Source organism: Achromobacter sp. ACM02, assembly GCF_014851605.1.
GTDB lineage: Bacteria > Pseudomonadota > Gammaproteobacteria > Burkholderiales > Burkholderiaceae_B > Achromobacter > Achromobacter aegrifaciens.
Genome location: NZ_JACUZY010000002.1, coordinates 207,097 through 233,959, shown reverse-complemented (window position 1 = coordinate 233,959; position 26,863 = coordinate 207,097). Strand labels below are relative to the sequence as shown.

Here is a 26,863-nt window from a genome sequence, read left to right as displayed (position 1 = left end):
AATGTAGTCTGGCACCTTATTTTTTCGCTGCCGGGGCTTTTGTGTAGAGCACTTTATGGCTTTGGATTCCACGGGGAGCGCATTTGAAATAGTCCCGCCTCCAAATCTCCAGTTTCATAAAGCTCCTTGAAAATAGCTTCTGCTACTGAGATGTCCGTGCAAACTGTTCGGGCATCGCAATCATCATCACCAAACCTGACCGCACCCCTAAAAGTGGATTCGGAAAGCTCCCACCACTCGAGATATTCTTCTTTAGGATTAGGCGAGCGCGTTAGAACCTCCAGCCTAAACATTCCCTGCAGAGATTTCATCGACAGAAGACTAATGAAGGAGGTCTTAGGACTAACAACTTTCAGCCTAACAAACCCCCCAAAATTAAATGATTTAATTATGCCCTCCTCTATGCTTTCCCAGACCGGCCTCTCAATTGTGACCGCCAGGGAGGAAGATGAATTATCACCATAACACAACTCAAGAATAGTTTCTGAGGCTTCTTCATAATCAATCATTATTGCCATCCTTCGACACCGCGCGTCCAGGTGAAAGTCTTCCCAGTCTTTGCTTCTACCAACTTCAAGCTATTCAACCCTGAACGCTCGGCAGCAGCCAATATATTGGTTGAAGACTGACAGAACGAACATATCTCCTCACCGCGAACAACAATAGACATATTCTGACCGCGAGTTAATCCAGAATCATACGCTCTCTGAATCACTGCAACTTCAGCGTGGGCATTAGCCATTGTTGAGTTTGGCTTTCCTGGTGGAATCAAGTCTGCAATAAGAGTTGGCTTATTAGGATCAGCAACGATGGTAGAGCGCGCCGTCTGGTTAGTATCAACCAGCACTTTCCCACCAACGCTACCTTCCGCAGTAACGGTAACTGGAGCCTTCGCACCTGGCAAAGTAGTGCCGATAAGCTGGTCTTTGGCTTGAGCTGCTCGAAGGTCGTTGTATAAGCCCTCTCGTGCAATTACAGAAGTAGCTGGCACCTCAGCCGCTCCAGCTCCTTTTGCAGCTAAGGACTCAGAGGACTGCGCAATCTCACCACCTCGAACACCAGATACCGCCTCCACTCTAGCCTTCGCCACCATCGCCCGAACCTGAGCTGCCGAGAGTTTCCCGCCTTCCAATGCGGCCTGAAACGCAGCACCAAGCGCATCCCGTTGCTCCCAGGTCAGATCTTGTAGATCGAACAGCCCACCGTTCTGCATGAGCGATATGTTCGTCAGCTTGTCGTCAATGACGCGGGCAAGAACATAATCCTGCGCAGCCTCTGCTTTGGCTTTCTCTTCCTGCAGTGCCTGCGCTACCTTGGCGACCTCCTCTGGATAGTGAATGTAATTCGCGACATCCCTGCTTGCATCCGCGAGCGCCAAATTGGAGCCCGTCAGTCTTGTGGGATGCTTCGCTCCTTCTTGTACCTTCTCCCACGCCAGGTCATACAACTCTGCCAAGTCAGCGTTTGACTTAATACCACCCGCGAACAAGAGCTGGTCGTAATAAGATCCATCAGCCTTGCCATCAAAATAGACGAACCCGGTACCTTGGGTTCCAGTCATCTCAGCCAAGAATGCTCGAGCGTTCTGGTTCTCGACATGGCGCAAAGCCACCTCGGCATCGGCTTGCAGTTCCGCCTGCCCTGTCAGTTCAGCTAGCGCCTGAGTTAGAGAGATACCTTGCTGCTCTGCATAGCGCGCAGCGTTCTTTCTAATCCACTCGCCCTCGTCGGGATGCAATTGCCGGTTGTACATGTCGGCAACGGAGGCTCCCCCTGCTCCGCTGAGCCCCCCAACAGCCCCGCCAGCCGCACTTCCGATGACGTTGAGAATCACCCTGGTGACCTGTTCTCGCGCTTCGCCTGACAAGCCCGCAACGGCTTGTTCCACCTGCTCCTTAACCAAGTTGGTTGCAAGATCTCCAGCAACCGTGCCCGCAATGGCCCCAGCTACATTTCCCCCGCCCAACGCCGCCCCAATCCCCGCCACTGCCGCATGCAACCCGATCGCGCCCGGCTTACCTTCCCCCCAAAGATCCGGATCCTTCTCCTTTAGGGTCTTCAGCGCATCCCCCGCAAGCTGCATCCCCAACTGGCCGAAGGCTTGCTGGAACTCCAACTGCTCGCGGACCTTGTCCTTGTCGAAGATCTGCCCGATGCTGCCATTCGCGCCCGCAGTATCCCGGCTAAGTCCCGCCGTGCTATCCCGGCCGCTGTCCTTGTCCGAACGCACCTCGATCGTGCCCGGAGCAATCGCAGCGTAGGTGGTGCCGGAATCGCTGCCACTGGTTTGGCCGAAGCTGAACCCTGACGGACCGGCCTTGTTTGCGCCGCCCTTGTTGGCAACGTCGAATGCGCCTGACATGCCCAGGTTCACGCCCACGGTGGTGGACTTGTAGTCGGCCTTGTTCTTCAGATCGGTAAAGCCCAACGTTTCCGTCGACAGCCTGTTCTTCGCCGCATCCGCGTCGCTGGCGATCACCGCGCCGTTGAGCTGGGTATGTTTGCCCACGTAGACGTCGAAGCCGCCCGACCCCGCATACAGTCCGGACTGCTCAATCACGCTGTCGTAGTTCGACTTGGTCTTGCCCGTGCTGGCGCCGATGTAGGCGCTGCCGGTCATGGAACCGAAGCTGAAGCTGCCACCCGCGTTGGCCTGCTTCTGCTTGGCGTTGTAGCGGTCGGTGTCTTGCTGGCTGGCAATGGTCAGATTCCTGCCGATGTCCGCGCGGATGCTGTCGGCGCGCGCCTGCGCGCCTTCCAGCAACGTGTCGCGCCCCGAAGCCAGCGTCAGGTTGTCGCGGGCGCTAATCTGGGTTTCGCGGTACGTCGTGCCGTTGCCCTTGGCGTTGCCGCTGCCCATGTAGCCGCTGGCGAAGATGTTGATGCCTCCGCCGCTGCCGCTATCGGACACGCCGATGCCCACACCGACCTTCCAGCCGCTGTTCTTGTTGGTTGAGATCTCTGTGGAACTCTGTGCCTGGCTAAACAGTGAAAGATCGTTCGTGGCTCCCAGCAGTACGTTCTTGCCAGTGACATCGCTTCCGATGATGGACAGATTGCCCGAGCCTGGAACGCCTCGCTCGCCCAGGGCCACGATGGAGACATTGCCGCCTCCCATGACGGAAGAGCCGAACACCGACTCCTGCGTGCGCTTCGTTTCGCTGACGGATTTACTGGCGCCTATACTGATCTGGATCTGGGCGCTGGCGTTCTCCTTTTCAGCTGCCGTGGCGTTGGCCCCTTCCGCAGCCTCCAGCATGCGGTTGGCCTGCACCGCCTGATAGGCGGCCTGGCCCACTTTGACCGCAGCCAGGCGGCTGCTCTTGGCGTCATCTGCCTGTTTGAGCGTGCCGTGTATCTGTTGGGCAGCTCCGAGCACACCGCCCGCCACGCCTATCGTGATTCCGGACTGCTTGAACTCGTGGTATTCGTGCTGACGGGCTTCACCCACGCCGGCAACGATCGCCACATTGCGGCCGCTGATCGAGATATCGCCGTCCTGCGCCAGTACGTTGCTGGCGAAGATCCCCACGTCGCGCCCGGCGTCCATGGTCAGATTGCCGCCCACGCTGCCGACAGTGCTGCTGGAGTAGCCTCCGCTTTCGCCCTTCATCCAGTCGGTTCGTTGCTGCTTGCTATAGCCGACGCTGAAGCCGCCGCCACCGCCAAAGCCAGACTTGGTCACCTTCTCGTACTGGTAGTCCTTGTACGACTCGGTCGCTGCGGCAATGTTGATGTCCCGATTCGCCATCAGCGTGACGTCGTTGTCGCCGATGACATTCGACCCCACCACATTCAAATCCCGCCCAGCCATCAACACCGCCGTGTCGCCGGTAAAGGTCGACCCCTTGGCCTGTTCCCAGTCGCTGGAAGTAATGGTGTGCGTGGTCTTGGAAGACAGGAAGCTCTTGGTCTTGTAGCGAACCTCGTCATAAGCCGAGCCGGTTTCCACCCCAGCGACCAGATTGATGTCGCGTCCCGCGCCCACCGCCAGCTGCTTGCCGGCGGTGACTTCGGCCGCACGCGCGTTGACGTCCTGTCCCGCGACCAGCGTGAGGTTGCCGCCCGCCGCGATGGTCGAGCCGACTTCGGAGCTGGTGCTCAGGTCGTGGCGATTGTTCTTGTTCAAGACCAGCGTTTCGCCATGGCTCTCCGTAAGCGTTTCCAGCGCGATATCGCGCCCGGCCTGCAGGCGCGCGTCGTCCTTGACCGAGACTTGCGCCGCGGTCAGCGTGATATCGCGGCCGGCCTGCATGTTGAGGTTGTCGGCATCGATGCGGGCCACGCCGCTGACGTGCGTGCCCCAGGTGCTGCCGAAGTTCTCGGACGCCGCAGTGGACGTCAGGGCGATGTCGTTCCCGGCCTTCAGGGCGACGTTGTCGCCCTTGATCAGCGATACCAGGTTGGTCAGGTCCTCGCGGGCGGCGAGGTCGACGGTGGAGCCCTGGATCAGCCCGCCGCCCTGGTTGACGATGTTGCCGGCGGTCATGACGGTGGCTTCGCGCGCGCCGATGGTGCCGCTGTTGACGATGTCGCCTTCGGCCTCCAGCTTGACGTTGCGGCCGGCCATGAGAGTGCCGTCGCCCTTCAGGTCGCCTTCGCGCACCAGCAGGTAGACCTGCGGGACCAGCACGGTCTCGGTGGTGCCGTCGGGCAGCGTGACGGTCTGTTCGACCAGCCAGACCAGGTCGGTGGTCAGCTGGCGCTGTTGCGCCTCGGTCAGCGCGACACCGAGCTGGACGCCGTTGTCGCGGGCGAATTGCGCGCCAGCGGCGAGCAGGGCCTTGTACTGGCTGTCGTTGTCGCTGTACTTATCGAGAAAGCGCTGGCCGGTGGTGGCCAGGATCTGGTCGGACACGAGCTTCTGTTCATAGAAGCCGTCGCCCAGGCGCTTGGGCTGGCCCGAGGGCGTCAGGAACTTGGCGCCTGCGGGTACCAGGGAATCCCAGCTGCCCAGACGCGCGCCGGACAGGTTCTGGCCGTCCGCCGCGGCGGTGGCGCCGCTGGCGGAGAGCGAGCCGCCCGTGCCGAGCGCGGCGCCGGCGGGTCCGGATGCGCCTTGCGCGTCCAGGCGCTGGCCATCCAGGCCGCCGCTGGCGCCGACGGTGGCGCCGGCTTGGCCCGCATTCGAAACTGAACCCGCGCCGACGCCGGCGTTGACAGGGCCGGAGCCGCCTTGGCCGTCCATACGCTGGCCTTCAAGGCCGCTGCTGGCACCAACGGACGTGCCGCCTTGGCCCGGGGTCGAGACCGAACCGGTGCCCACGCCGGCATTGACCGTACCGGCCGTGCCGGGCTGGTCGTTGCGTTGGCCTGCCAGGCCGCCGCCCGAGCCGGCGCCGTTGCCGATGGTGGTGCCGGGCAGCACGCCCGGCTGGCTCAGCAGGTCCAGCAGGTAGTCACTGGAGACGGTCGGACGCTGGCCGACGAAGCGCGGATCGGTGGCGACGACGTAGGGCGCGTCCGGCCTGCCGTTGACTGTGTAGAGCTGGCTGTCCGGAATGCCGGCAGGATTGGAGACGGTGCGAACCACCGTGCCGCCGGGCAGGCCGACGCTGGCGACCAGTACCGGCCCGGGCGCGGCGCCGCCATTGCTGGCGCTGGGCTTGGAGCCGTTGAGCTGGACGGCGACGTTGCCGCCGGACGTGCCGACTGGCAGTTCGATCGGCTGGCCGGCCAGGGTTGCGTTGTAAGCCTCGGAGTATTCCTTGCGGTCGCGCGAACGCGCCTGGGTAACCGTCATGGTCCCCGTCCGCGTGATGGTACGCTCGCCGCCCGCACCGATGTTGTTGATGGCGGGACCGGCCACCGTGAGCGCGCCGCCTGCGGCGATCTGGCTCTTGTCATTGGTGACTGAGCCCGTGAGCGTCATGGCCCCGCCCGACAGGATCTTGCCGGGATCGGAGGACAGGGTGCGGGTCTCGGTGACGGTCTCCTGCACCCGGTAGTAGGTGAAGGTGCCGACCAGGCGGTTGTTGAAGTCGGCGTTGAACTCCCGGATGCGCGCTTCCAGCTCCATGTGCGGCGCCTTGTACGCGGCGTAGGCATCTTCGTAGGCCTTGCGACGCGCTTTCTCGGCAGCGCATTCATTGAGGATCGCGCAGTTCTCGTAGCGCGGCGGCACCCAGACCGGCATCGGGCCGGACGGCGGCGTGACACCGAAGACAGCCCAGATGCGCTCTCCGGAACCGTAGAGGAACTTCTCCGGCGTGTCCCAGCAAAGATCGGCCGCATCGCCGCCGGAACAACCGGATTCAGGCGGGGTATAGGTCGGCGTGATAGGCGACGTCTCGCCACCCCTGCCCTTCTTGCTAGGCGCGTAGTCAAACGGCGGCCCATAACGCGACGCCGGATACTTGGTCGACGGCAACAGGAACATGCGTTCCGGATCGTCGTCCAGCCAGGCCGGATCCTTGCTGCACATCGGCGTCACTTCGTCGCACAGCCAATTGGTCTCGGCGTCGTACATGTCGGTGGTGCCGGCCGGGGTGAAGTACACCTTGGACGTGCTGGACACCTGCACTGTTTCGTTGGTGTAGCGGTCGTTCTGGTTGCGAATGGACGCGGCCGAGATGTTGGCATTGCCGGCCGCTTCAATGGTCGCGGAGGCGTTCAGGAGCGAGCCGGCCTGGCCGATGGCACGGCCGGCGGCATCCAGCGCGCCGCCGATGCGCAGGTCGGCGCCCGCGTAGATCAGCGCGTGGTCGCGGTTGATGAGCGATCCCACGCCCAGGTCCATGTTCCCGCGCGACGCAATGACGGCGCCGCCGCCTGCGCCCGCGCCGTTGACCAGCGTGCCAGCCTGGATCGACACGGCATCGCCGTAGATGCGGCCGGTGTTGTCGACGCGGCCTGCGGTGATGCGGGTGGAACCGCCGTCGATGAGGCCGGCGTTGGTCAGGCCCTGCGTCACCGTGATGCGGTTCTGGCCTCCGGCCAGCAATTGGCCGGAGGCCTGGTTATTCAGCGAGTCCGCCGAGATGCTCAGGTCGCGGCCGGCGCTGATCTTGGCGCGGTTGTCCATCGCGCCGCCGACCGACAGGTTGAGGTCGCGGCCGCTGGAGATGTCGCCCTGCTGGTTCAGCGGGCCGGCATAGGCGAACGACAGGTCGCCCGCGGATTGCAGCACGCCCAGCCCTTGCAGCGCCTGCGCGATGACGGTCAGGCTCTTGCCCGCCTGCAGCGTGCCTTGGGTGTTCTTGAGCGTGTCCGCGACGATGCGCGCGTTGCCTTGGGAAGCGACGGCGCCGCCCGTGTTGTCCAGTTCCTTGGTGGTAAGGGTCAGGTCCTCGATCGCTTCGATGGAGCCGCCCTGGTTGTTGACGCGGTCCGCCATGATGGAGACGACCTTGCCCAGCACGCCCTTGGGCGGCGTGCCGGCCGCGGTCAGCGTGCCGCTGTTGTCCAGGCTGGCGGCGTTCAGCGTCAGCACGTTGTCGGCCTGGATCAGGCCGCCGCGGTTGTCCACCGCACCCGGGGCGGTGATGGTCAGGTCGCGAGCGGCCAGCGTGCCGTCGCGGTTGACGACGCTTGCAGCTTCGATGCTCGCATTGCCTGCGGCTGCGATCACCCCGCCGGTGTTGTTCAGGCCGCCGCCCAGCTTGATCGCGGCATCGCCCGTCGACGTCAGTTTGCCGCCCTGGTTGTAGAGATTGGCGGCGCTGATGTCCAGTGCGCCGCCCTGCACGACCGCGTTGCGGCTGTCGACGTCGCCCGCCGTGGCCAGCGTGACCTTGCCGATGGCAGACAGTTTGCCGCCCGCCAGGTTCAGGCTGCCTGCCGACAGGCTCAGATCGCGGCCGGCGAGACTGGTGCCGCCATGAACGATGGAACCCCCGGTCAATCTGATGCTGCCCGGCTGGCTGAGCGAGCCGTCGGCGCCCACGCCCGCCACGAAGCGGCCGGCATTGGAAAGCTGGCCCAAGGCGGTGGCGATGAGATCGCCGCCAGCCAGCACTGAGCCGGTGTTGTCCAGCGTGGATCCCGCCCACAGTTTGGCATTCGTACCCGCGGACGCGATGCCCGCGTTGAGCAGCGCGCCGCCCGCGCTAAGGTCCAGCGCCGCGCCGGACTGCAAGCGGCCGTCCGCCAGGATGGTGAGTTTGCCGCCGGCGCTGGCGACCAGGTCGCCGGCCTGCGTGGCGGCGATGCCGCCCAGCGTCGCGTCCGTGCCGGCCCGCAAGGTCATGCCTTGTTCCGCGGCGGCCGAGCCGAGCGCGGTAAGCGCGCCCCCCGCCTGCGCGGTCAGCGCGCTCCCTGCCTGCAGGCGCGACGCCGCGCCCAGCGCGATATCGCCGCGCTGGGCGATAAGCGACAAGTTTCCTTGCAAGGCGGCCACCGTGCCATCGACCGAGATCTTGTCGCCCGCGGTCAAGATCTGCGAGGCGCCGGCCAGCATGCGTCCGGCGGCCTGCAGCGCGCCTTGCGCGGTGGCGGTCAACGTGCGGCCGGCCTGCACCAGCCCGGCCCCGCCGACGGTCACGTCGCGGCCCGTCAGCGTCAGATCGGCATCGGTGGCGGCAGTGCCGTCCACTCGCGCGTCGCGCGCGGCGGCCAGCAGCATGTTACCCACCGAACTCAGGGCGCCCGTTGCGTACAGGTCACGATCCGCGCGGGCAGTCAGCGTGCCAGCGGCTTGCAGTTGGCCGTTCTGTTTGACGACGAGATCGCGTCCCGCCTTGATCGAGGCATTGCCCGCCGCGCGTTCGCCCAGGGCGGCAGCAAGGCCACCCAACAGGACGTCTCCACTTGCGGCGAGCGTCAGGCCGCCGCCCGCGGCAATGACGCCGTCTGATCCCAGGTTGCCGCCTGCGCGCGCGCTCAGCCCGTCGGATGCCTGCATCCTGCCGCCCGCGCCGACCAGCAGGTTCGCGCCCGCATCGGCCGTCAGGCCGCCTTCCAGCGCGGTGGCGATGCCGTCGATGCGGATGTCGCGCTGCGCGCCCAGGACGATGGGGGAACCGGCGGTCGCCGTGCCCGTGATGAAGAGGTCGCGGCCCGCCTGCGCCTGCAAGACGCCGCCCGCGGCGCCCGCGCCCGTGGCGGTGCCCGCCGTGCCTGCGATGCGCAGGTCCTGGCCCGCGCCCAGCAGCAGCTTGCTGCTGCCCTGGGCCAGGCCGGCCTGGCCGATGCTCAGGTTCCCGGCCGCGTCCGCGCGCAGCGTGCCGTTGGCGACGGTCTTGCCGTTCAGTTCGGCGTCCGTGCCGGCCTTCAGCGTGATGTCCTGCTCGCCCGAAATCGTGCCGTTTGCCAGCAGCTTGCCGCCGGCCTGTGCTTGCAGCAGTCCGCCTGCTTGCAGCGCGCTTGAGGCGCCCAGCGTCATGGCGCCGCCGCTGTCCACCTTGAGCGCGCCCGCATCGGCCAGGACCGTGCCGTCCACCGCCAGATCCTTGTCGATCCGCAGCGTCGCCGCTTGCCCGGCCACCAGCGTGCCCGCCAAGGCGGCGCTGTCGGCTTGCACATCGACCGAGCCATCGGCCTGCAGGCGCGCGTTCGCGCCGGTGGCCAGCGCGCCGCCGGCCTGTAGCGCCAGATTGCCGGCCGCCAGGTTCTGGCCGTCGAGGCTGATGTTGCCAACCGACTCCAGGATCAGATCGGCCAGCGAGGAAATCGTACCTGCCGCCGTCAGCGAACCGCCCGCCCGCGCTTGCAGCGCGCCGCCGGACAGCGCCCGGCTGCCGGCCGTCAAGACCAGGTCTTCACCCGCTTTCAGATTCAGGGCGCCGTTGGCGGATGCCGCCGTGCCGGACATATCCAGTCGCCCCCCGGCGTCCAGGCTTGCCCCCTTGTCGCCACGCACGACGCCGGCCATCTCCAGATTGCCCGCAGCCGCGATCCGCGCCTGGTCCGCGGCGTCCAGTTGCGCCGCCGCGCCGATGCGCAGATTGCCCCCTGCGCCGAGATCCAGCGCGCCGTCGGCGCCCAGCTTGCCGTCCACGCGCGCATCGCGCACCGCCTGGAGTTCCGCGTCCGCGGTGGACACCAGAACGCCGCCCAGCGCCAGGTCGCGCCCGGCGTCAGCCTGCACGCCCTTGCCTTGCAGCTGGCTACCCGCGCCCAGCAGCAGGTCATTGCCGCTCTTGAGCTGCAGCGCCCCGCCATAGGCGAGCGCATTGCCGTCCACGCGCAGGTCGCGCGACGCGTCCAGCGACATGCCGCCTTCGGCCAGCGCCGTGCCGGCGAGGTTCAGATCCTGCCCGGCCGCAAGCGTCATCGATGCGTCGGATTGCAGGTGCGAGCCGCCCGCCGCCGTCAGCGTCTGGCCCGCCTTCAGGTCCAGGCCGCGTGCCGCGTAGACCTGTCCCGCCACTGCCGCGTTGCGCGCGGCCTGTAGCGTCAGGGCGTCCAGCGAACTGAGCGCGCCCGCCACGCGGAGATCGCCCAGCGTCGTGACGTTGACCGCGCCCTTGGCCGCGACCCGCGCCAGCTCGCCCATCGACAGGTCGCCGCCGGCGTTCAAGCTCAGGCCGCCGGCGCTGGCGGCAAGCGTCCCGTCCACGGACAGCTTGCCCGCGGCATCGATGTTCATGTCGCCGTTGCCGCGCCAGACGCCGGCCAGCGTCATGTCCTGGCCGGCCTGGGCGCGCGACGCGCCTTCGGCGTCCCATTGCGCCGTCTTGCCCATGGCAAGGTCACGCACTGCAATCAGCGACGTGTTGCCGGTGGCTGCAGCCTTGCTATCGATGCGCGCATCGCGTCCCGCGTTCAAGAGGATGTCGCCACGCGCGGCCATCACGCCGCCCGCCAGCAGATCGCCCATGGCGCGCGCCTCCACGCCCACGCCCTGCGTGCGGCTGGCGTCGCCCAAGCGGAGGTCCTTGCCCGCGTTCATGGCCAGTTGGCCGCCGTAGGCCAGCGCCGCCCCGTCCACCTGTACGTCGCGCCCGGCATCCAGCGTCAGGCCCTTGTTGGTTTCCGCCTCTCCGGCGAGCACCAGATCCTGGCCCGCGCGCAAGGTCATGGCGCCTTCCGATTGCAGGCGCGCATCCGCGCCGGCCTGCAACCGTCCTATCGCCTCCAGCAGCAGCGGGCCGCCAGCCAGCAGCTTGCCCGTCACCGACGCATCGGTTCCCGCTTGCGCCGTCAAGCCGGCCAGCGAAGACACCGTGCCCACCACGTTCAGCGCGCCCTTCGCGACCATGGACAAGGGACCGCCGGATTGGGCGCTGCCGCCCACCGTCATGTCGCCGTCCGAGGCCAGGGTCAATGCGCCCGAGGCTGCGCCGGCCGTGCCGCTGACGTCCAGCGCGCCTCCCGCGCGCAACTCCGTGCCCTGGTTGCTGAGCAGGCTGCCCGACAGCGCCACGTCTCCGCCAGCTTGCAGGCTGGCCGCGCCCGTGGTTTGCAGGTCGCCCGTGACCCTCGCCGTGTCCTGTGCGCGCAGCGTCAGGTCGCCGTCGGCGCCGAGCTTGGCGCCGAACACCGCATCGCGGCCCGCCGTCAGGGCGGCCGATCCGGCGGCCACCATTTCGCCGGCCGTGACAAGGTCGCGCGCCGCCTGGACCGTGACGCCCTTGCCCTGCGTCTTGCTGGCTGCGCCCAGCAGCAGGTCGCTGCCGGCAGTCATGGACAATTCGCCGCCGTAGGCCAGCGCGCCGCCGTCCACGCGCAGCTCGCGCGCCGCGTCGATCGCGATACCGCCATCGCTCAGGGCAGCGCCCGCGAGGCTGGCGTCCTGGCCCGCGCTAAGCGTCATATTCTTGGACGATTGCAGTTGCGCGGCCTGTCCCGTGCGCAGGCCCTGGCCTGCCCGCAACGACAAGGCGTCGCCGGACAGCAGCTTGCCGTCCACCGTTGCGCCGGCCACCGATACGAAAGTCAACGCGCCCTGGCCGGCCAATTCACCGGCGACCGACAACGCGCCGCCGCTCTCACCACGCAGTGCGCCGCCCGCCAGCGCCTTGCCGGCGCTTCCCACCGTCAGATCGCCGCCCGCGCGCAGATCGATTGCGCCGGATGCCGCGGAAGTTACGCCGTCCAGGCGCAGGGCGCCGGCGGCCTCGATGTGGTTGCCCTGGTTGCTGCGCAATGCACCCGCCAGCGTCGCATCCTGCCCTGCCTTGAGTCGCGCCTTGCCTTCCGCATCCAGTTGCGCGGCTTGGGCGATGGCCAGATTGCGCCCGCCATCCAGCTTCAGGTCGCCTGCGGCCACGGTCTTGCCGCCGAGGCTGGCATCGCGGCCTGCGACCAGTGCGATATCGCCGCGCGAAGCCATGGTCCCCTCTGCCAGCAGATCGCCGCCGGCGCGCGCGGCTACGCCCTCGCCCTGCGTGCGGCTGGCGTCGCCCAAGCGCAGATCATTGCCAGCGTCCATCGACAGTTGACCGCCGTAGGCCAATGCCGCACCATCCACGCGCAGATCGCGCGCGGCGTCCAACGTCAGACTCTTGTTGGCTTCCGCCTCGCCTGCCAGGACCAGATCCTGGCCCGCGCGCAACTGCATGGCGTCTTCCGATTGCAAGCGTGCATCCGCGCCTGCCACCAACCGGCCCAGCGTTTCCAGCAGCAGCGGACCGCCGGCCAGCAGCTTGCCATTGACCGTCGCGTCGCCGGCGGCCTGAGCCGTCAAGCCGGACAGCGAGGACACCGTGCCCGCCACGTTCAGCGCGCCCTTCGCGACCATGGACAAGGGACCGCCGGATTGGGCGCTGCCGCCCACCGTCATGTCGCCGTCGGAGGCCAGGGTCAATGCGCCCTGCGCTGCACCCGCCGTGCCGCTGACGCCCAGCGCGCCCCCAGCACGCAGTTCCGTGCCCTGGTTGCTGAGCACGCCGCCCGACAACGTCATGTCGCCGCCGGCTTGCAGGCTGGCCACGCCGGTCGCTTCCAGCTGGCCCGTGACTTGCGCCGTGTCTTGCGCACGCAGTGTTATGCCGCCGTCGGCGCTGAGCCTGGAACCGATGACCGCGTCCCGGCCCGCGGTGAGCGTCACGGAGCCCGGCGCCACCATCTCGCCGCCAGCGCCCAAGTCGCGCCCAGCCAGAGCGCTGATGCCTTTGCCCTGGGTCTTGCTGATATCGCCCAGCCACAGATCGCGACCGGCGCTCATCGACAGGCCGCCGCCGTAGGCCAGCGCGCTGCCGTCCACGCGCAGCTCCCGTGTTGCGTTGATCGCGATGCCGCCATCGCTCAAGGCAGCGCCCGCAAGGCTGACGTCCTGGCCCGCGCTCAACGTCATGTTCTTGGACGATTGCAGTTGCGCCGCCTGGCTTGTGCGCAGGTCCGTGCCCGCGCGCAGCGACAGGGCGTCGCCGGACAGCAGCTTGCCGTTCACCGTAGCGCCGCCCACCGATACGAAAGTCAACGCGCCCTGGCCGGCCAGTTCGCCGTCCACGCGCAACGCGCCGCCGCTTGCGCCGCTGAGCGCGCCGCCCGCGTATGCCTTGCCCTGCGCGCCCACGGACAGATCGCCGCCCGCGAGCAAATCGATGGCGCCCGCGACCGAGGAGGTTTCTCCGTCCAGCCGCAGCTTGCCAGCGGCGTCGATGCGTATGCCCTGATTGGTGCGCACAGCGCCAGCCAGCGTGGCGTCCTGCCCAGCCTGGATTTGCGCCGAGCGTTCCGCCTCCAGCTGCGCGCCCTGCGCAATGGCCAGGTTGCGTCCTCCCGCCAGCGTCACATCGTTGGTGGCGACCGTCTTGCCGCCGAGCTGCGCATCGCGCCCCGCGGTCAACGCGATATCGCCGCGCGCGGCCATCGCGCCGTCCGACTGCAGGTCACCGCCCGCGCGCGCCGACACGCCCTCGCCCTGCGTGCGGCTGGCATTGGTCAAACGCAGATCCTGGCCCGCATCCATCGACAGGACGCCGCCATAAGCCAGCGCCGCGCCGTCCACGCGCAGGTCGCGGCCCGCGCCCAGTGTCAGGCCGGCATTGGTTTCCGCCACGCCGGCCAGAAGCATGCTCTGGCCAGCACGCAGCTGCATGGCGCCGTCCGATTGCAGACGCGAGTCCGCGCCCGCCGCCATCTGGCCTATCGCTTCCAGCAGCAGCGGACCGCCAGCCAGCAGCTTGCCGTCGACCGCGGCATCGCGCGCGGCCTGGGCCGTCAATCCGGCCAGCGAGGAGACCGTACCCGCCACGTTCAGCGCGCCCTGCGTGCTCAACCTGACCGGGCCGCCTGCCTGCGCGCTGCCGCTGACCGACAGGTCGCCGCCGGAAGCCAGCGTCAGTTCACCCGCTGCCGCGCCCACCGCGCCGCTGATGGCGAGCGGGCCCGCCGCGCGCATGTCCACGCCCTGATTGCCGCTCAGGCTACCCGCAAGCGAAATGCCTGCTCCGGACTGCAGCCGCGCGCGGCCCAGCGCTTCCACCTGTCCGGTGACGGCCGTGGCGCCTTGCGCGCTCAGGTCCAGATCGCCGCGCGCCAACACCCGGGCGTCCACCGCGGCTTCGCGTCCGGCCTTCAGTTCAGCTGCCGTCTCCGACACCAGTTCGCCATCGGCTCGCAGATCGCGCGCCGCATCGATTCCAACACGCTTGCCCTGCGCCTTGCTGGCCGCGCCCATGCGCAGATCGCCGCCGCTCTTCAGGTCCAGCGCACCTCCATAAGCCAGCGCGCTGCCGTCCAGGCGCAGGTCGCGCGTGGATTCGACCAGCATCGCGCCATCGGTCAGGGCCGCGCCGGCCAGCGTGACGCCTGAACCCGCGCGTATGGTCATGCCTCCTGCCGACTGCAGCTGCGCGCCGGCCTCCGACACCGCGTCCGCGCCCGCCTGCGCCTGCAACACGCCGGACGCATAAACCTGGCGCGACAACAGCATGTCGCGTCCCGCCTGCAGCGTGACGCCTTCCTTCGCGGAAACCACGCCACCCGCCGTGGAAACGCCGCCGCTCGGCTCGCCCGGCGCGGACGGGTCAGGAGTCTTGCCGGGCTCGCCGCCGGTGGCCGATCCAGATCCAGTTCCCGATCCGGCGCCGGAGCCCGAACCATTGTCGGTTCCTGCCCCCCCGCCGGTCCCGCCACCCGTGTTCCCGCCTTGCCCCGGCTGCGGCGCGACCGCCTGGCCCGCCACCTTCAGATTGCGTCCGGCTTGCGCACGCAAGTCCTGATCCGAAGTCAGCAAGCCTCCCGACAAGGAGAGATCCTTGCCCGCCGCCACGCGCAAGGCGCCTTGCGTGCGCAGGCTGCCCTGCGCGCCGACAGCCACATCGCCGCCAGCGTCGAGCGTCAAGGCGCCGCCCGCGCCGACCGCGCCCTGCACGGAAACGTCGCGCGCAGCCGCAAGCGCGGCAGTCCCGCCGGCCTGTGCCGCGCCTTGGACAGACAGATCGCCGCCGCTGTCCACGCGCAGATTGCCGGCCGCCTGCGCGGTGCCGCGCGGCGCAATCCGGACGTCGCCCGCCGCCGTGACCTGCAGGTCGCCGGTCAGCGCCACCAGGTTGCCGCCGATATTCACGCCCACGCCGGCCTCGGTGCCGATCAGGCGCACGCTGTTGGCATACATGCCGCCCAGCGCCGCGGTATCCAGCGCCACCTCGGGCGCCGCGCCTTCGCCCGCCTGGGCCGCAACGGCGCCCGATGCGTAATCGACGCGCGCCGCGCCCGCGGTCACGTTGAGCTTGTCGGCCCACACGTCCGCGTTGATCTCCAGCGTGCGCGCCAGCAGGTCCACCTGGCTGAGGTTGGCGCCGTTCAGGCCCGCGCCTTCGACGCGGATCTTGCCTGACGCGATGTCGAAGCCGATGCTGCCGTCCGGTCCGACCTGGGGCTTGCCGGTGGTCAGGGTGGCGCGGTCTGCGTTCAAGAAGCCGCAGCCGTTGCAGGTGATGCCCGCCGGGTTGGCGACGATCACGTTGGCGCGGTTGCCGGCCACTTCCAGCGTGCCCAGCAGTTGCGACGGGTTGGGCGCGGTGACCTGGTTGAGAATGGTGCTGGCGCGCTGATTGCCCAGCATGGGATTGCCGCCCACCTGCCCCGCCAGTTGGGTCTGGCTGGCGCCACCGCTGTTGTTGAGCACCGCGCCGGACGGGCCCACGTTGAACTGCGTGTAGCGGTTGTTGGACACGCCGCCCGCCGACGGCGGCGCGATGTTGATGACCGGCACGCCGTTGCTGACGCCGACGGAGGGCTTCGCTCCCGCCACGCTCTTGTCCACCGAAATCGGCAAGGTCTGCGCCAATACTGGCGACCAGACCTGGGTGAAGACGACGGACCAGACTATCAGGGAGCGAAGCTTGGACATCATGCGTATCCGGTTGGACTAAGGATGGACTGCGGTTTGGCTGCGCAAGGCCGCCGGATCAGAACTCGAACATCAGCACCGCCGCGAACATGGTCGAGGCGGTTTTCAGGGACTCGGGCTTTTTCAGCGGCCAGCCGGCAGACAGGTCATAGCTGGCATTGACATAGGGCATGGCGAGCCGTCCACGCAGCCCGGCCACGGCGCCGACCAGCGTGCGGCCGGATAGCGACGCCGCCGACGGACCGCCCACCCGGCCCACGTCCAGGCCCGTGTACAACTGGTGGCCGGGCACGCGCAGCAGCTTGTCCAGGCCCAGCGACAAGTCGTTGCGCAAGGTCCAGCCGTCCTCGGCGGCCAGCGTCATCTGCCCGTCGAAACCCCGCACCGCATAGCGGTTGCCGATGGTGAAGTAGTCGGACGGCACGATGGGCGTCTTGGCGTGCTGGATCTGCCAATTCAGCTGGTAGGCCCAGGGCTGCTCCGCCAGTTCGAACGGCAGATACAGGCCCGCATTGGCCGAAAGTATGGTGCTGCGGCCGTTCCAATCCGGATCGCCATAGACGTAGCCCGGCTGGTCGGACAGCCCGGTCAGCGTGCCGCGCACGCCCCCGCCGACGTCCAGCGCGGCGCGGCCCAGATAGTGGCGATGCCCCAGGTTGAACTCGTAGCCGGTGACGTCGCGCCGCTGCACCTCGATGTCCACGTCGTTGAGCGTGCTGGTGGTGCGCTTGCGCAGCAGCGTCAGCGATGCCGTGCCCTTGTAGGCGGCGCTGCGATACGGCACCACCGAGACGCCTGCCTGCACCTGCTTGGTCGTGCCGCCGTAGATGATGGGTTCATCGAAGCCGGCCACGGTCTGGCGGTAGGTGGATTTGCTGGCGCCGGCAAAGAAAGTCCAGTAGCCGAAGGGAATGCTGTAGTTCAGCGAGGCGGCGCGCGTGTTCGACTCGGCGTCACGCCAGCGCGCATTGCTGTTCCACGACACCGACAGCTGGTCGTACAGGAACAGGGGCGAGTCCAGGGTCAGGCCGGCGTTGACCTGGTACTTGCCAATGGCGTCCATGCCGGCGTTGTCGCCGCCGATGTACCCATGCCAGCGCTTGCCGGTGCCGGGACGGATGAGGATGTCGGAATCGCCCAGCTCCGGCCCGGGCGCGACGTCGATGGACGCATCGGCCTGGCTGCCCAGCCTGCGGATGTTTTCCAGCGCCTGGTCCAGGTCGCGCTGGTTCACTTCGCCGCCCGGCCCCGTGGGCAAGGCCGTGCGCCACCAGCCGATGGCGCCCTCGCCCTTGACGGCGGATATGCGGCCCGGCAGGTAGCGCAGCGTCAGCGTGCCCGCGGCCAGGGATTGTTCCGGCACGACCACCCGCGCCGTGACGAGTCCGCGATCGATCAGCAGGCCGATCAGATGTTCCTGCAAGGCCCGCAACCCCAGGCCGCCCACGCAATGGCCAACGACGGCATCGGCTGCGCGCGCCAGCGATTCAGCCGGCTGCGCTCCGTCCCAGACGACTTCCTTCAGGGCAAAGCAAGGCGTTTCGACCGGCAGGACCAGGCCGCCGGCGGCGGGCGCGGCGGGCGACAGCACGTCCGGCCGTTCGGCCGCTCGGGCGCGCTGCGCTCCAAGTTCCTGTTCTTGGCGACGTTCGATTTCGGTAGCGCGCACCGCTGCTTCGGGCAGCGGCTGCGCACCGGATCCAGCCGGGAAAAAGCCAGCCGCCAACATGCCCGCGGCCATGCGCAGGCGCCAATAGTGATTCATGCCGGTATGGCGCCTGCGGACGTGCGCGGCGCTCCTTGTTATCGCTTTATGAAACCAAATGTGTTTCGAGTTTGCCTTAAAACACAATTAATAACAATAAATATCTGAATGTATAAGATCATAAATTAACGGAATTGGTGGAATTTAGAGCATAAAGAAGCGCAAATTCATGCGTGAATGCCATAGTTCCGTAGCCCGGAACTATCACGATCGCAGTAGAAGCGATTTGATGTGAAACAAATCGCAAGCAGTTCGAAGTTCGCGAGCCGGCAGCTTTTTTTACGCGGACACGCGTCGCGGGCAAATAGGAGAAGTTCGAGATCTGGCGGCAAAACCTAGGACCGGCCGCTTGCACACGGGTTATCCCCGATACGGGCATATCAACAAATCGTCAATAATTCGCCAACGTTTTATCGCCGATCCGTCCCCTTCCCCTCCCAGCCCATGCCTGTATCCGTCCGGGACGCCATTGTTTCCTCCTCCCACCTGGCCTCTTCAGCCCCCGAGCTTTCCGAAGTCGAATTCGGCCTGATCATCGCCTCGCACGCGTTCAACCGCTGGATGGTGCGCTGCATGGCCTGTGCGGGACTGCCCGAGCTGACCTCGCTGGACATCCTGGTGCTCAACCACGTGTTCCACCGCGGCCGGGGCAAGAAGCTGGCGGACATCTGCTTCACGCTCAACGTCGAAGACACCCACCTGGTGAACTACTCGTTGAAGAAACTCGAGCGCCTGGGCGTGGTGCAAAGCGCCAAGACGGGCAAGGAAGTGATCTACACGGCGACCGACGCCGGCGCGGCCGCCATCCAGCGCTACGCCGAAGTGCGCGAGCAATGCCTCGTCAAACCCTTCATCGACTCCCCCGCGGCGGACGACGCCAGCCATCAGCTGGCCAACACTCTGCGCGCCCTCTCGGGCCTGTACGACCAGGCCGCCCGCGCCGCCACCTCCCTGTGAGAATCCAAGTTGTCTAGCACCACCGCATCTACTTCCGCCCCGCTGCTGTCCGTGCGCGGCGTGTCGGTCGACTTCAATACCGAAAACGGCGTGTTCCGCGCCGTCGACAACCTGGATTTCGAGGTGCGCCCCGGCAGGACGCTGGCCATCGTCGGCGAATCGGGCTCAGGCAAGTCGGTCACGTCCATGGCCATCATGCGCCTGACGGACTACACCAACGGCCGCATCGCCACGGGACAGATCCTGTTCCGCGACAGCGCCGACCGCGAGATCGACCTGACCGCGGCTTCCGACGAAGACATGCGCGCCATCCGCGGCAACGACATCGCGATGATCTTCCAGGAGCCGATGACTTCGCTGAACCCGGTGTTCACCGTCGGCGACCAGATCGTCGAGGCCATCATGCTGCACCAGCAGCTGTCGCGCTCGGCCGCGCGCCAGGCGGCGCGCAAACTGCTGGAGAAGGTCCGCCTGCCGGACGCCGAACAAATGCTGGACCGCTACCCGCACCAGTTGTCGGGCGGCATGCGCCAGCGCGTGATGATTGCGATGGCGCTGTCGTGCCAGCCGCGCCTGCTGATCGCCGACGAGCCGACCACGGCCCTGGACGTCACCATCCAGGCGCAGATCCTGAACACCGTCCGCGAACTGCAGCGCGACCTGGGCACCGCGGTGATCTTCATCACCCATGACATGGGCGTGGTCGCGGAAATGGCCGACGACGTGGTGGTGATGCTACGCGGCAAGAAGGTCGAGCAAGGCACCGTGGACGAGATCTTCAACGCGCCTAAACATCCCTACACCCGCGCGTTGCTGGCGGCGGTGCCGCGCCTGGGCAGCCTGACGGGCCGCGACCTGCCGCTGCGCACGCCGCAGACCGTGCTGGAAGGCGACACGCTGCGCGAAGTGGGCGAGACGCGCGAGCAGGACACCGCGCGCTATGACGAGCCCGTGCTGCGCGTGGAAAAACTGACCACCCGCTTTGACGTGGGCCACAACTTCTTCGGCCGGGTCACGCACCGCGTGCACGCCGTCGAGGAAGTGAGCTTCGACGTCTACCCTGGCGAAACGCTGGCGCTGGTGGGCGAGTCCGGCAGCGGCAAGTCCACCATCGGCAAGACCTTGCAGCAGCTGGTGGCGCCGACCTCGGGCGCCGTGCGCTACAACGGCCAGGACATTTTCTCGATGGACAGCGTCGGCCGCCAACGCCTGCGCCAGGAGATCCAGTACATCTTCCAGGATCCCTACGCCTCGCTGGATCCGCGCAAGACGGTGGCGTTCAGCATCGCGGAACCGATCCGCACGCACGGCCTGTTGACCAGCGAAGACGCCATTGCCCGCCGCATCGGCGAACTACTGGAGCAGGTCGGCCTGAAGCCCGAACACGCCAAGCGCTACCCACATGAATTTTCGGGCGGGCAGCGCCAGCGCGTTTGCATTGCGCGCGCACTGGCCAGCAATCCCAAACTGATCATCGCGGACGAATCCGTGTCGGCGCTGGACGTGTCGATCCAGGCGCAGATCCTGAACCTGCTGATGGACCTGCAAAAGGACCGCGGCCTGTCCTATCTGTTCATCACGCACGACATGGCGGTCGTGGAGAAAGTCAGCCACCGCGTCGCGGTCCTGTACCTGGGCCAGATCGTCGAACTCGGCACCCGCCGCCAGATTTTCGAATCGCCGCAACACGCGTACACGAAGAAGCTGCTGGCCGCCGTGCCGGTGGCCGAGCCCGGCCGCCACATCGACACCTCGCTGATCGAAGGCGAGATTCCCAGCCCGGTGCGGCGCGTCGGCGACGAACCCGCCATCATTCCCCTGGTTGAATTCGCGCCCGGCCACCAGGTGGCCCGCGCGGCTTGAGCCGCATATCCTTTTTCACGTCGGCCCGTCCGGCTTCCCGTTCCTGGAGTTGAACATGCTCTCCCTACGCAAAACCTACACCGCCACCGCCCTGGCTCTGGCGCTGGGCGGCGCGCTGCCCGCAGTCTTCACGACCGCTCACGCCGCCGGCACGCTCAATGTCGCCATCAACCAGGACCCGGGCAGCTGGGACCCGATCGACACCTTCGTGACCTTCTGGGGTTCGGTGGGCAGCAACCTGTATGACGGCCTGACCATGCGCGGCGCCGACCTGAAGCTGCAGCCGGGGCTGGCCACCAGCTGGGAATACCTGGACGACAACAAGCGCCTGCGCTTCAAGCTGCGCGAAGGCGTCAAGTTCCACAACGGCGAACCCTTCAACGCCGAAGCCGTGAAGTTCACCTTCGAGCGCCTCTTGGGCGCGGAAGGCGCCAAGGGTCCGCAGAAGTCCAACTACGACTCGATCGGCGAGATCAAGGTGGTGGACGAATACACCGTGGACTTCATCCTGAAGCAGCCCGATCCGGTCCTGCTGACCAAGCTGGCCGGCTATGGCGCCATGATCGTGCCGCCCAAGTACATCAAGGAAAAGGGCGAAGACAACTTCAACACCAACCCGGTCGGCACCGGCCCGTTCAAGTTCGAAAGCTACCAGCCCAAGGTCAACGTGACGCTGGCGCGCAATGACGACTACTGGGGCGGCAAGCCCAAGCTGGACAAGGTGGTCTACCGCTTCATCGGCGAGCCGGGCACGCAAGTCGCCGAGCTGCAGGCTGGCCGCATCGACGTCGCCACCCTGATCCCGCTGGGCCTGATCGAAACCGTGAAGAAGTCCGGCAACGCCGATGTCATCTCCACCGGCGGCCCGGTCGCTTTCGCGCTGCGCTACAACACCAAGAGCGGCATCACGCAGAACCGCGACGTGCGCCGCGCGCTGATCATGGCCGTGGACCGCGACGCCATCGTCAAGCAACTGCTGCTGGGCCAGGCCAAGACCATCGCCAGCTTCCAGGGTCCGCAGTCCTTCGGCTACAACCCCGAGCAGAAGCCCCTGCCCTTCAACCCCGCCGAAGCCAAGAAGCTGCTGGCCGCCGCCGGCGTGAAGCCTGGCGCCACCGTGCAGATCGACGTCCGCGGCAGCGATTCGAACTTCCGCGAAGTGGCCCAGGCCGTGTCGGGCTATCTGCAAGGCGTGGGCGTGCGCGCCACGATCAAGCCGTATGAAACCGGCGTGCTGCTCAACGACATCATCCCCGGCGGCAAGACCGGCGAAATGTGGCAGAACCAGTGGGGCGGCTGGACCTACGACTACGACAACACGGCCTACCTGATGTACCACACGGGCCAGAAGTGGAACCCGTACGACAACGACGCCAAGCTCAACGGCATGCTGGAAGCGCAGCGCACGGTCTATGACGTGAAGAAGCGCGAAGCCATGCTGCAGGAGATCGCCGGCTACGTGGCCGACCAGGCGCTGGAAATGCCGCTGTACAGCCTGAACACGATCGTCGGGGTGAACAAGCGCGTGAAGGATCTGGAGGTTCCGGGCGACATCCGCTTCCGGTTCCTGAACGCCTCTGTGGAGTAGAGTAGGTCCCCCCCCCGAAGCGCTACGCGCTTCCCCCCCAGGGGGGCATGCCTACGGACCGGCAGAGCCGGCTCCGTGGCATCCCGCTGGGGGAGGACCGGTTGCTATTGGCGTGATGACGCTATGAACAACCGGCACTTTTTTTGGAATGCTTTTGGCGCTGCCTTGAGGCATTAACCTTACCGACCCGTTCCGGCGCAAGCCGGGACGGCGATTTATGACCGGATTTCTCATCAAACGCGTGTTGCAGGCCGTCTTCGTGATTGTCGCGGTGACACTGCTCGTCTCCTATGCCGTGCGCCTGACCGGCGACCCTGCGCTGATGCTCAGCCAGGGCTCGGGCAGCGTCACCGAGCAGGACCTGGCCAATATCCGCCAGGCGCTGGGGCTGAACCGTCCCTTCTACGAGCAGTACCTGTCCTATATGCAGGGGCTGCTGCATGGCGATTTCGGCCGCAGCTTCATGGGTGGCACGTCGGTCGCCAAGCTGATCGGCGATGCGCTGCCCGCCACGCTGATGCTGGCGTTCACCTCGCTGCTGGCGTCGATCCTGATCTCGCTGCCGCTGGGCATCCAGGCCGCGATCAAGCGCGGCAAGACCACGGACCAGGCGATTCGCATCCTGTCGCTGGTGGGGCTGTCCTTTCCCAACTTCTGGCTGGCGTTGATGCTGGTGCTGCTGCTGTCGATCACCTTCCCGCTGTTGCCGCCGTCCGGCTGGAGCGGGCCGGCCAGCCTGGTGCTGCCGTCGCTGACGATGGCCATCATCCTCAGCGCCACCAATATCCGCCTGGTGCGCACCACCATGCTGGAAACGCTGTCGGCGCAATACATCATGGTGGCGCGCAGCAAGGGCCTGAAGGAACGCGTGGTGCTGTACAAGCACGCGCTGCGCAACTGTGCGATTCCGCTCATCACCTACCTGGGCCTGCAGTTCGGCGGCCTGATCGGCGGCATCGTGGTCATTGAAATGGTCTTCAACTGGCCCGGCCTGGGCACGCTGGCGTTCGACGCCATCTCCGGCCGCGACTACCCGGTGCTGCAGGGCACGGTCACCGTGCTGGCCTCCGTCATCGTCCTGGTCAACCTGATCGTCGACATCGCCTACGGCATCGTCGACCCCCGCATCCGCACGCGCTGAGCCTTATGCAGACTACTACCCCCACCGCCGCCGCTCCCAAGGCGGCCAAGCCCCGCAGCCGCTACCGCTCGCTGGAATTCGTGCTGGGCGCGCTGCTGACCGGCACCATGATCGTGCTGGTGCTGACCTCCGGCTGGCTGTTTCCCGACGGCGGCGAAGCCATGGACCTGGCCGCCCGCCTGATGGCTCCCTTTACCTCTGCGGCCCACCCCTTCGGCACCGACCCGCTGGGCCGCGACGTGCTGGCCCGCGTCATCGTCGGCGGCAAGATCTCGCTGACGGTGGGCTTCGCCTCGGTCGTCGGCGGCGCGCTGCTGGGCATCGTCATGGGCCTGATCGCCGGCTACTACCGCGGCTTCTGGGACATGATCGTCATGCGCTTTGCCGACGTGCAACTGGCGCTGCCGTTCATCCTGGTGGCCATCACCTTCATCGCCATCCTGGGCGGCGGGCTGTTCAACGTCATCTTCTTCATGATCGTGTCGCAGTGGGTGCAATACGCGCGCCTGGTGCGCGCCCAGGTCCTGGCCCTGCGCGAGCGTGAGTTCGTGCTGGCCGCCCGCGCCTTCGGCGTGCGCGACCTGGCCATGATCCGCCACCACATCGTGCCCAATCTGCTGGGTCCGCTGGTCATCCTGATGACGCTGAACGTCGCCAACAACATCCTGCTGGAAAGCAGCCTGACCTTCCTGGGCCTGGGCGTGGACCCCATGATCCCGAGCTGGGGCGGTATGCTTGCCGACGGCCGCACGTATATGCAGACGGCCTGGTGGGTCAGCGTCTTCCCGGGCCTGGCCATCATGCTGACGGTGCTGGGCCTGAACCTGCTGGGCGACTGGCTGCGCGACCGCCTGGATCCGACCGGCAAGGTCTGAAGCCGCCCCGGTCCGCCTGAAAGGAATATCGAGTATGTCTTTGCTGGAAAAAACATTCGACCGCACGCTGGACGCCTGGACCCACGCCTACATGGCGCCGGCCTGGCGCGGCGCGGTCGTGGAAGGCTGGCTGTTCGAAGGCGTGGAAGCGCGCCGCGCGGCCCAGGAACGCCTGGCGCAAGCCGGCGTCACGGCGCGCTTTCGCAGCGCCTACAAGCCGCTGCTGCACTACTTCCTGGAAGAGGTCGAGCGCGAAGGGCTGGCGTCCGTCGTGGTGCGCTATCCGCTGCACGAACATGCACAGGCCAAGCGCTTCACGCTGGAAGCCTACCCGCTCATCGCGCTGCTGCAAGGCGTGGACGTCGCCATGCAGCCCGGCGCCGATGACCTGCACTATGACGTCAGCCTGCGCTACGCCGATGGCCGCGAGCTCGATACCCGCGTCTATGCGCCCAACCAGGTCGGGTACGCCCAGGACGGCACGCCCGAACTGTCGCCCACCGGCTGGCTGCGCGTGCGCGACGCCGAAGGCGCGCTTCAGACCGATGCCGCCCAGGCCACCGAATACCAGCAGGCGTTCCGCGCCATCTTGGACACGGTGCGCAACCATGCCTGGGGCGCGCACGAGCCCTATTTCGAACGCCTGGAAATCCGCGTGGATCTGCCGGGCATCGACTTCGCCCTGCCGGTGGACGAGGAAATCGTCAGCACCTTCGAGGCGCTGCACGAAGACATCTATTTTTCGCTGCTGGAACATTTCCAGAAACACTCGGGCCGCCCGTCCGGCGACCGCGGCCTGCAACCCGGCCAGATCATTCCCGACATCCGCCGCCACGACGGCGCGGCGCGCGTGCAGATCTCGCTGGAGCATTTCGGCGCCCTGGCGCCCGTTGCGCCCGCGCCGCTGGCTGCACCGCTGGCCCAGGCCCGCGAACCGCTGTCGGCAGGCCAGATCGCCAGCTGCATGGCGGCGTTCGGCGGAGACTCCTTCCAGGCCGTATCGCGCCAGGGCCGTCCGGTGCTGGGCACCTACCTGCGCGGCCCCGGCCCCGCGGTCTTCATTTCGGGCGCGCAGCACGCCAACGAAACCTCTGGCGTGGTCGGCGCCCTGCGCGCGGCGCAGACGCTGGCCGAGCGCGGCGACGCGCACTTCGCTCTGATCGCCGCCGAAAATCCCGATGGCTACGCGCTGTTCAACCGCCTGCGCGCGCACCATCCGCGCCACATGCTGCACGCCTCGCGCTACAGCGCGCTGGGCGACGACATCGCCTACCGCGAGCGCGCCCCGTTCTTCGAACGCGAAGGCCGCCACCAGGCGCATGCGATCAGCGGCGCGCAGCTGCACATCAACCTGCACGGCTATCCCGCCCATGAATGGACCCGGCCGCTATCCGGCTACCTGCCGCGCCATTTCGAACTGTGGACCATCCCCAAGGGCTTCTTCCTGGTGCTGCGCCATCATCCGGGCTGGGGCGACCGCGCCCGCCGCCTGATCGAAGGCGTTACCGCCCGGCTGGCCCGCAATGTTCCCGGCCTGGTCGAGTTCAATGCGCGGCAACTTGAACTATTCCAGGCGCACGCGCTCGAAACCGGATTCGACGTGCTGAACGGCATCCCGGTGCAGATCAGCGAAAGCGACCGCGAGGACCTGCCCATGGCGTTGATTTCCGAGTTTCCGGATGAAACCGTCTACGGCGACCGCTTCGTTTTCGCGCATACTGTGCAGATGGAAACCGTCCTGGCGGCGACCGAGCTCTACCGCGCAGGGCTCTAGCGGCAAAAAGACCGGCGTAGCCAAGGACCGCGCCGGCACCCGACCTGTAAAACCATTAGAAAAATGAATATCCGAGAACGCAACCACGGCGATGACCTGGCCCTGGTGGACATCTGGCTCCGTTCGGTACGCGCCACCCACACGTTCCTGACGGAAAAGGAAATCCAGGCCATGTACCCGCAGGTGCTCAATACCGACCTGCCTTCGGTGCGGGTCTGGGTCTGTGAGGACGATGCCGGCGAAGTCGCTGGCTTCATGGGCCTGAACGGCAACAAGGTCCAGATGCTGTTCGTGGATGCCAACAAGCGCGGCAAGGGAGCTGGCCGGCGCCTGCTGAACTTCGCGCGCTCGCTGCACGGCACCCTGGTGGTGGACGTCAACGAACAGAATCCCCAGGCCCACGGCTTCTACAAGCACTACGGGTTCGAGGACGTGGGCCGCTCGGAGCACGACGACGCGGGTCGCCCTCGTCCCATCATCCACATGAAGCTGGCGGGCTGACGCCTGCCCGCCCCGCCAGGCGCCTAGCCTTTGGATTGCTCCGGATGCCTGGCCCGCCAGGCTTTCAGCGCTTCCCGGTAATCGTCCATGGCTTCGTTGTAGGTGTCATAGACACAGGGGATGCAGCCGCTGTTGCAACACTCTTCGGGTTCGGGCGCGACGGGCGGAACGGGTTGCGGGTCGTCGTCGGGGATCTGCTTGGTGCTCATACCCGAA

At 66.8% G+C, this 26,863-nt stretch carries 11 protein-coding genes; 7 read left to right on the top strand and 4 right to left on the bottom strand.

Annotated features, from left to right (window positions below; genetic code table 11):
* Nucleotides 1-53: 53 nt before the first annotated feature.
* From IB258_RS05845 to IB258_RS05835, 3 genes are read right to left on the bottom strand one after another with little or no spacing between them, the layout of a single operon-like run.
* Nucleotides 54-509, bottom strand: a complete 456-nt coding sequence (locus tag IB258_RS05845) for a hypothetical protein (RefSeq protein WP_192352290.1) — start codon at nucleotides 507-509, stop codon at nucleotides 54-56.
* Complete coding sequence (locus IB258_RS05840) at nucleotides 509-16,183, bottom strand: hemagglutinin repeat-containing protein (protein ID WP_192352289.1); 15,675 nt, start codon at nucleotides 16,181-16,183, stop codon at nucleotides 509-511. The genes IB258_RS05845 and IB258_RS05840 overlap by 1 nt, the downstream gene beginning before the upstream one ends.
* A gap of 58 nt (nucleotides 16,184-16,241) precedes the next feature.
* Nucleotides 16,242-17,948, bottom strand: coding sequence for a ShlB/FhaC/HecB family hemolysin secretion/activation protein (locus tag IB258_RS05835; RefSeq protein ID WP_192352288.1), 1,707 nt, complete (start codon nucleotides 17,946-17,948; stop codon nucleotides 16,242-16,244).
* A gap of 444 nt (nucleotides 17,949-18,392) precedes the next feature.
* Between IB258_RS05835 and IB258_RS05830 the strand changes: the two genes are divergently transcribed.
* The 7 genes from IB258_RS05830 to IB258_RS05800 all read left to right on the top strand — a co-directional run bounded on the left by IB258_RS05830 (nucleotide 18,393) and on the right by IB258_RS05800 (nucleotide 26,647).
* Nucleotides 18,393-18,905, top strand: a complete 513-nt coding sequence (locus tag IB258_RS05830; RefSeq protein WP_035360603.1) for a winged helix DNA-binding protein — start codon at nucleotides 18,393-18,395, stop codon at nucleotides 18,903-18,905.
* Between the two features lie 9 nt (nucleotides 18,906-18,914).
* Nucleotides 18,915-20,768: a dipeptide ABC transporter ATP-binding protein gene (locus IB258_RS05825; RefSeq protein ID WP_225590298.1), complete on the top strand. Its 1,854-nt coding sequence runs from the start codon at nucleotides 18,915-18,917 to the stop codon at nucleotides 20,766-20,768.
* A 55-nt stretch (nucleotides 20,769-20,823) separates the two neighbouring features.
* Nucleotides 20,824-22,356: an ABC transporter substrate-binding protein gene (locus IB258_RS05820; RefSeq protein WP_192352287.1), complete on the top strand. Its 1,533-nt coding sequence runs from the start codon at nucleotides 20,824-20,826 to the stop codon at nucleotides 22,354-22,356.
* A 217-nt stretch (nucleotides 22,357-22,573) separates the two neighbouring features.
* Nucleotides 22,574-23,497, top strand: a complete 924-nt coding sequence (locus tag IB258_RS05815; RefSeq protein ID WP_054452620.1) for an ABC transporter permease — start codon at nucleotides 22,574-22,576, stop codon at nucleotides 23,495-23,497.
* A 5-nt stretch (nucleotides 23,498-23,502) separates the two neighbouring features.
* Nucleotides 23,503-24,372: an ABC transporter permease gene (locus tag IB258_RS05810; protein WP_118934718.1), complete on the top strand. Its 870-nt coding sequence runs from the start codon at nucleotides 23,503-23,505 to the stop codon at nucleotides 24,370-24,372.
* Nucleotides 24,373-24,406: 34 nt separating this feature from the next.
* Nucleotides 24,407-26,146, top strand: coding sequence for a peptidase M14 (locus tag IB258_RS05805; protein WP_125472620.1), 1,740 nt, complete (start codon nucleotides 24,407-24,409; stop codon nucleotides 26,144-26,146).
* 63 nt (nucleotides 26,147-26,209) lie between these two features.
* Complete coding sequence (locus tag IB258_RS05800) at nucleotides 26,210-26,647, top strand: acetyltransferase (protein ID WP_054452633.1); 438 nt, start codon at nucleotides 26,210-26,212, stop codon at nucleotides 26,645-26,647.
* Nucleotides 26,648-26,670: 23 nt separating this feature from the next.
* On the opposite strand, the gene IB258_RS05795 is transcribed toward IB258_RS05800, so the two are convergent.
* A complete protein-coding gene (locus IB258_RS05795) occupies nucleotides 26,671-26,856 on the bottom strand; it encodes an oxidoreductase-like domain-containing protein (RefSeq protein ID WP_054452636.1) in 186 nt (61 codons plus the stop codon).
* Between the last annotated feature and the right edge of the window lie 7 nt (nucleotides 26,857-26,863).